Origin of the sequence: Streptomyces sp. SID14478, assembly GCF_010548525.1 — a bacterium.
Taxonomy (GTDB): Bacteria; Actinomycetota; Actinomycetes; order Streptomycetales; family Streptomycetaceae; genus Streptomyces.
The window spans coordinates 1-6639 of sequence record NZ_JAAGMG010000304.1 but is presented as its reverse complement, the minus strand read 5'-3'; the positions used below and the strand labels follow the sequence as shown (position 1 = coordinate 6639).

The following is a 6639-nucleotide window of genomic DNA, read 5'->3' as shown; positions in this document are numbered from 1 at the left end:
GCCGCCGGTACGGACGCGGCGTCGAGGCGGCGGGCGCGGGCCAGCGTCAGGTGCGGGCGCAGCGGCCGCTGCGGAGCGGCGATGCCGCACCGCGTGACGCGTGCCCGTACCTCGTCGGCCAGTAGGTGCAGAGCATCGAGTTCGCCCTCGACACCGCTCCACAGGACCCGCTCGTCGAAGTGGCCGCCACCGGTCAGCGCCAGCTCGGGAGAGGGCCGGCGGGCCGCCAGGTCCGCGAGCGGCTCCCGCAGTCGCTCGACGGCCGCTACCGGGAGCTCGCCCAGGAACGCCAGGGTGAGGTGCCAGTCCTCGATGCGGTTCCACCGCAGGCCGGGGTGGGCCGCGTAGGCCGGGCGCAGCGCCTGTGCCAGTTCGTCCTTCGCGTCGTCGGGCGGGGCGAGGGCGATGAAGGCGCGCAGCGTGGCGGGCCGGGGTGGTTCGGTCACGTTCCCTTCGTACCGCATCCCCGCCCCGGGGCCGCGCTCGCCCCTCACGCGGCCACGGCGCCTCCCAGGGCCTGGGCGATGCCCGCGTCCAGATCGGTTCCGTGACCGGCGCGGAAGGCGTGGTCGTACGCGGCTTCGCCGAGCGCCGCGCGGGTGCGGCCGACACAGTCCTCGTGGGCCGCCACCCAGGTGGGGATGCCGACCTGGGGCCGCCCGAGGGTGTCCCACAACTGGTGGGCGAGGCCGAGCAGGTGCGCGGCCCGCTCGGCCTCGCCGCCGGCGATCGCGCACTGGGCGAGCGCCTCCAGGCACATGCCCGAACCGAAGCTGTCGTGCATCCGGTGCTTGACCGTCAGCGACGCACGGGCGGACTGCTCCGCGGACTCGATGCGGCCCAGGGCCAGTTCGGCCTGGGCGCGGATCGAGTCGCCCCAGGCCCGCATCCAGTGCTCGCCCGCCGCGTCGCACACCCGCCGCATCTCGTCCAGGCCGACCAGGGCCTCCTCCGGCATCCCCATCGCGATCCGCGCGTGACTGCCGACGGACAGGGACCCCATGCCGGGCACGCTGAGCATGGCCTCGGGCGACTTGCTGTGCCGGGCGTGCAGCTCGTCGGTCACCTGCAGCAGCGTGACGGCGTCGCCGCGCAGCGCCGCCGCCACCGCGGCCACGGACTTCGCGAGGCTGTCCTCCTCCTCGCCGAACCGCGCCGCGAGGGCCGTGCACTCGGCGGAGCAGATCTCCAGCGCGGGCAGGTCACCCAGTTCGGTGAGTACCAGGCCCTGCGCGTACAGGGCCTTGAGCCGCAGCGGGCTGGGGCCGGTGAACGCCGCCAGGGCGCGGTCGAGATAGTGCTTGCCCTCCCGGGCGAGCCCGCACGCGTACCAGAGGAACCACAGGTCCCCGGCCATGCCGAGCCCGATGCGGCTGTCGGCGGACCCCAGGCAGGACTCCAGCGCGAGCCGGAGGTTGTCCAGCTCGGCGTGCATCCGCTCGTACCAGAAGTACTGGTCGGGCCCCATCCACGCGACGTCGCCGTCCCGGGCGAGGCGCAGGTACCAGGTGCGGTGACGGCGGCGGAACTCGCGCCCCTCGCCCAGGCTCCGCAGCCAGCCCTCGCCGTACTCGCGGATGGTGTCCAGCATCCGGTACCGCTCGCCGGCCGCCGTGGGCTCCCACGTGATGATCGACTTCTCCGCGAGCCCGGCCAGCAGCTGGGGAATCTCCTTCTGGTCCAGGCGGTCGTCGCCGCAGACCTGCAGGGCGCCCTCCAGGTCGAAGCTCCCCACGAACACCGACAGGCGCGCCCACAGCAGCCGCTCGGCCGGGGTGCACAACTGGTGGCTCCAGCCGATCGCGGTGCGCAGCGCCTGGTGCCACAGCGGGTCCGTCCGGCCGATGACGCCGTCGCTCTCGCCGAGCACGTCGAACCGGTCGGCCGTCCGGTCCGACATCCGGTCGGTCAGCTCGGTGGGCGACAGGTCCCGCAGCCGGGCCGCGGCCAGCTCGATCGCCAGCGGCAGGCCCTCCAACTGGCGGCACAGGCGCTCCAGTTCGGGCCGCCCCTCCTCGGTCACCGTGAACCCCGGTACCGCCACTGCCGCCCGGTCGGCCAGCAGCACCATGGCGTCGCTCTCCGCCGCCCGGCCGGGACCGGGCACCGACAGCGGCTCCACCGTCAGCACCTCCTCCGCCGCGAGGCCCAGCGGGCGCCGGCTGGTGACGAGGATCCGCAGCTCCGGCGCGGCGCCGAGCAACCGCTCCACCACCGGCCGGAGTTCCTGCGTGAGGTGTTCACAGGTGTCGAGGACCAGCAGGGCGCTGCGCCGGGCGAGATAGTGCGCGAGGGCGTCGATCACCGGCTCGGCCGTCTGGTGGGACATGGGCAGCGCCTCGGCGATGGCGTGCGGCAACAGCTCGCCGTCGCGCAGGCCCGACAGTCTGACCCACCACGCCCCGTCCCGGAATCCCGGCTGCATCCGCGACGCGACGCCCAGCGCCACCCGGGTCTTGCCGACGCCGCCGACCCCGGCGAGCGTCACCAGCCGGTGCGGTCCGAGCGCCTGCTCGATCTGCGCCAACTCGGCGCGGCGTCCCACCAGTTCACCGGTGGCGCGGGGCAGCTCGCCCGCCCGCCACTCCCGTTGCTTGTCCGTCGCCATCGTCCCACTCCCGCCCGAAGCCCTGTGCAGTGTCAGTGCTATCAACTCGGCGGGCGCCGGGGGAGAGTTATGGCGGTATCCGCGGCACCGAAGTGCGGGGCCGGGTCCCCGTGAGCGCACCGTAGGGTGCCGGTATGGAACAGATTGCGCTCCGTCGGGCCGTCGACGAGGAGTTCGCCATGACCGGGGCTCAGACGCCGCCCTGGCCCGATCCGCACCGCGACGCCCCGGTGACGGACGAGGAGTACTCGCGCTGCCTCGACCCGGGCAAGTACCGCATCCTCGCCGCCCGCGTCGAGGCGTGGACACGGGTCCTGACCCGGTTCGGCCTCGCCCGGGCGGAGCCGGTCGACGACCCGAAGGCCGTCTGGCGGAGCGATCCCGGCGTGCCCGTCACCGAGGCCGTGCGGCTGAGCCCGGTGCGTGGCGGCGCCGTCCCCCTCGTCGTCGGGTTCTCCGCCATCGACCAGGTCCCCAGGACGATCACCGTCCTGGGGGCGGGTGCCCCGGCCGTGGCCCTGGAGCGGCTCCCGGACTGCGGGTGCGACGCCTGCGACGACGGCTCGGCGAACCTGCTGGAGATGGTGGACGACGCCGTACTGGCCGTCGTCCAGGGTTCGTTCACCCACGTCGACGCCGGTCGGGGCCGGAGGATCGTCGCCCTGGGGGACGACTGGTCGGCCACGGACTGGGACGGCTCCCTGCCGCCGGTCGCGGAGGCGCTCGCCGCGGCGCGGGCCGACCGCTCCCCGTACGAGGTCGTGCGGGGTACGGCCTGGGACGACACCGGCGGGTGACGCCCCGCCCTCACCGGGCGGGCAGCTCCGGCAGCTCCGTCTCGTACACCCACGCCCCGAACAGCTCGTCCAGCGGCCCCTGGGCGAACCGCTCCACATGCGTGGCGAACATCTCCGTGGTGACCACGCCGTGCCGGTGGGTGTGCGTCCAGTCGCGCAGCATCCGGAAGAACGCGACGTCCCCGAGCGCGCAGCGCACGGCGTGCACCGCGAGGCCCCCGCGGTCGTAGAGCCGGTCGTCGAACATGTTCTTGCGGCCCGGGTCGGCCAGCGTCAGGTCCTCGGCCAGGCCGGCGAGCCTGCGGTGGGCCGTGGCGGCGAGGGACTGGGCGCTGCGCCCGCCCGCGTGCTCGGACCAGAGCCACTCCGCGTACTTGGCGAAGCCCTCGTTGAGCCAGATGTGGCGCCAGTCGGCGACGGTGACGCTGTTGCCGAACCACTGGTGCGCCAGTTCGTGCGCGACGAGGCGCTCCGCACCGCGCGCCCCGTCCACGTGGTTGGTGCCGAACAGCGACAGGCCCTGCGCCTCGACCGGCACGTCGAGCTCCTCGTCGGCGACGACCACGGCGTACTCGCCGAACGGGTAGGGGCCGAAGAGCTCGCCGAACAGGTCCATCATCCGGGGCTGGCGGGCGAAGTCGCGGGAGAACGCGGACATCAGGTGGGCGGGGAAGTGCCCGGTCTGCGGTACGCCGTCGAGCCCCGGGTCGCCGAGCAGCGCCGTCTGGAACCTGCCGATGGCCAGGCCGACCAGATAGCTGGAGGTGGGGGCGGGCTGCTCGTACAGCCAGGTCGTGGTGGAGGCCTTGGTGGTGCGGGTGAGCAGCCGCCCGCCGATCACCACCTGGTACGCCGAGGGCGTGGTGAGCGAGATCTGGTACGCGGCCTTGTCCGCGGGCCGGTCGTTGCACGGGTACCAGGAGGGGCCGCCGACGGGCTGGCTCGCGACCAGCGCACCGTCCGTCATCTCCTCCCAGCCGAGCCCGCCCCAGGGGCTCTTCACCGGCTGGGGGTTGCCGGAGTACTGCACCTCGACGGTGAACGCGGCGCCCGCGGGCAGCACCTTCGCCGGCCGGATCCGCAGCCGGCCGCCGCGCAGCGTGTAGTGCGCGGCGCGGCCGTCGACGCGGATCCGGCCGATGCGGAAGCCGGCGAGGTTCAGCTGGAACTCCGACAGCGGCGCCCGTCCCGCGATGGCGCTCAGCCGGGCCTCGCCCGCCAGCCGGTTGGGCACCGGCCGGTAGTCCAGGTGGAGTTCGTAGCGGTGCACCCGGTAGCGGGAGTCCCCGTTGGACGGGAAGTAGGGGTCTGTCCTGTGCTGCCCGTTCACCAGTGGTCCGCTCCCTGCCGTGTGCTCGTCCGACGTGGTCCCCGCGCGGTGGCGCATCAGGGACGCCAGGCCTCGATGGGGTTGCCCAGCCAACGGGTACCCGCGGGAACGGACTCACCCGCCATCACCAGCGACGCGGGCCCCAGCGTCGCCTTGGCGCCGAGTTCGCTGCCGGGCAGCACGATCCCGCCCGGCCCCAGCGTGGCGCCTTCGCGCAGGATCACCGTATCCGTCCGCAAGATCCGGTCGTGGAAGAGGTGGGTCTGCAGGACGCAGCCGCGGTTCACCGTCGCCGCGTCGCCGAGCGTGACCAGGTCGGTCTCCGGCAGCCAGTAGCTCTCGCACCACACGCCCCTGCCGATGCGGGCGCCGAGGCCGCGCAGCCAGGCGTGCAGGACGGGGGTGCCGGGCACCGCGCCGGCGAGCCAGGGCACGGCCAGCATCTCGACGAAGGTGTCGACCAGTTCACCCCGCCACACGTAGCCGCACCACAGCGGGTGCTCACCGGGCCGGTGCCGGCCCACCAGCAGCCACTTGGCGGCGACCGACAGCGCGCAGCCGAGCAGACCGGCGGCCAGCAGGACGACTCCGCTCAGCAGGAACGCGAGCCACAGGCCGTGCTCCGCGGCCGCGCACAGCGCAGCGACGACACCCACCACGAGGGCCGCCGAGCAGAACACCGGGACGATCCGGCACAGTTCGACCAGCGCGCGGGCCCAGCGCAGCCGGGCGGGCGGCGCGTACGTACGGCTCCGGTCGGCGTCGCAGGCCGCACGGGGCAGCCGGACCGGCGGCAGCCCCAGGTAGGAACTGCCCTGCTTGGCCTTCTTCGGGGTGGCGGAGAGCACTCCGACGAGCCCGTCGTCGGGCACCGAACGGCCGAGCGCGGTCATGCCCGAGTTGCCGAGGAACGCCCGGCGACCGATCTCCGCGCGCCCGATCCGCACCCAGCCGCCGCCGAGTTCGTACGGCGCCGTCAGCGTGTCGTCGGCGAGGAACGCCCCGTCGCCGACGGTGGTGAGGCTGGGCAGCGCGAGCACCGTGGACACCTCGGCGTCCCGGCCGACGCGCATGCCGAGCAGTCGCATCCACACGGGTGTGACGAGGCCCGCGTAGAGGGGGAAGAGCGTCTGCCGGGAGAGGTCCATCAGCTGGGTGACGGTCCAGGCCTGCCAGCCGACGCGGCCGTGCGAGGGGAACGTGCCGGTGCGCAGGCCGAGGCCGAGCAGCCGGACGCAGACGAGGACCGCCGCGGCGTACGTGAGACCGAAGGCGACGGTGGCCGGGGCGAGGGCGAACAGTGCGCCGCGCACGGCCGCGCCGAGGCCGGCGTCTGCGGGGACGAAGGCCCGCACGACCAGCAGCGCGGGACCGGCGGCGAGCACGGGCAGCAGGGAGAGGGCGAGGCCCGTCGCGCCGTACATCGCGCGCCAGTGCCGCGCGCGCGGCGGGCGTTCCTTGGGCAGGTCCCGCTTGGCCTTGCCGAGTTTCACGGCCGGGGAGCCGGCCCAGCTCTGGCCGGTCGGCACATGGCCCCGGACGGCCGAACCCGGGGCGATCTCCGCGCGCTTGCCGACCCGGGATCCCGGGAACAGGACGCTGCGGGTCCCCACCACCGCACCCGCGCCGACCTTCACCGCGCCGATCTGCAGCCGGTCGCCGTCCAGCCAGTGCCCGGACAGGTCGACCTCGCTCTCGACGGCGCAGCCGCGGCCGAGCTTGAGCAGACCCGTCACCGGGGGCAGGGAGTGCAGGTCGACGTCCGGGCCGACCTTGGTGCCGAGCGCGCGGGCGTAGCGCTGCAGCCAGGTCCCGGTCAGCGAGGCCGCGCCGCTGTGCTCGGCGAGCCGTTCCGCGGCCCAGAGCCTGAGGTGGACACCGCCGCCGCGCGGATACGTGCCGGG

The 6639-nt window shown here is 74.4% G+C and carries 5 protein-coding genes; 1 reads left to right on the top strand and 4 read right to left on the bottom strand.

What is annotated here, in order from left to right; translation table 11 throughout:
- Together thpR and G3I40_RS10395 are read right to left on the bottom strand one after the other, a co-directional pair.
- Positions 1-464 (bottom strand): RNA 2',3'-cyclic phosphodiesterase (thpR, locus tag G3I40_RS10400; RefSeq protein ID WP_164301872.1); only part of this gene is annotated, 464 nt, incomplete at its 3' end.
- A gap of 26 nt (positions 465-490) precedes the next feature.
- Entirely contained in the window at positions 491-2608 is a 2118-nt protein-coding gene (locus G3I40_RS10395) for a LuxR family transcriptional regulator (protein ID WP_164301871.1), read from the bottom strand.
- 134 nt (positions 2609-2742) lie between these two features.
- On the opposite strand from G3I40_RS10395, the gene G3I40_RS10390 reads away from it, so the two are divergent.
- Positions 2743-3405, top strand: a complete 663-nt coding sequence (locus G3I40_RS10390; protein ID WP_164301870.1) for a DUF6226 family protein — start codon at positions 2743-2745, stop codon at positions 3403-3405.
- Positions 3406-3415: 10 nt separating this feature from the next.
- Here the strand turns inward: G3I40_RS10390 and G3I40_RS10385 are convergent, their stop codons facing one another.
- Together G3I40_RS10385 and G3I40_RS10380 are read right to left on the bottom strand one after the other, a co-directional pair.
- Positions 3416-4735 carry a M1 family metallopeptidase gene (locus tag G3I40_RS10385; protein ID WP_343244884.1) on the bottom strand — a complete coding sequence of 440 codons (1320 nt, stop codon included), beginning with the start codon at positions 4733-4735 and terminating at the stop codon, positions 3416-3418.
- A gap of 56 nt (positions 4736-4791) precedes the next feature.
- The coding region (locus G3I40_RS10380) for a Pls/PosA family non-ribosomal peptide synthetase (protein WP_343244883.1) at positions 4792-6639 on the bottom strand (1848 nt) is incomplete at its 5' end.

What these genes read in the sequence shown, in the direction of transcription:
- G3I40_RS10395 (WP_164301871.1), bottom strand. Translation starts at nt 2,608, where the DNA reads ATGGCGACGGACAAGCAACGGGAGTGGCGGGCGGGCGAGCTGCCCCGC.
- G3I40_RS10390 (WP_164301870.1), top strand. Translation starts at nt 2,743, where the DNA reads ATGGAACAGATTGCGCTCCGTCGGGCCGTCGACGAGGAGTTCGCCATG.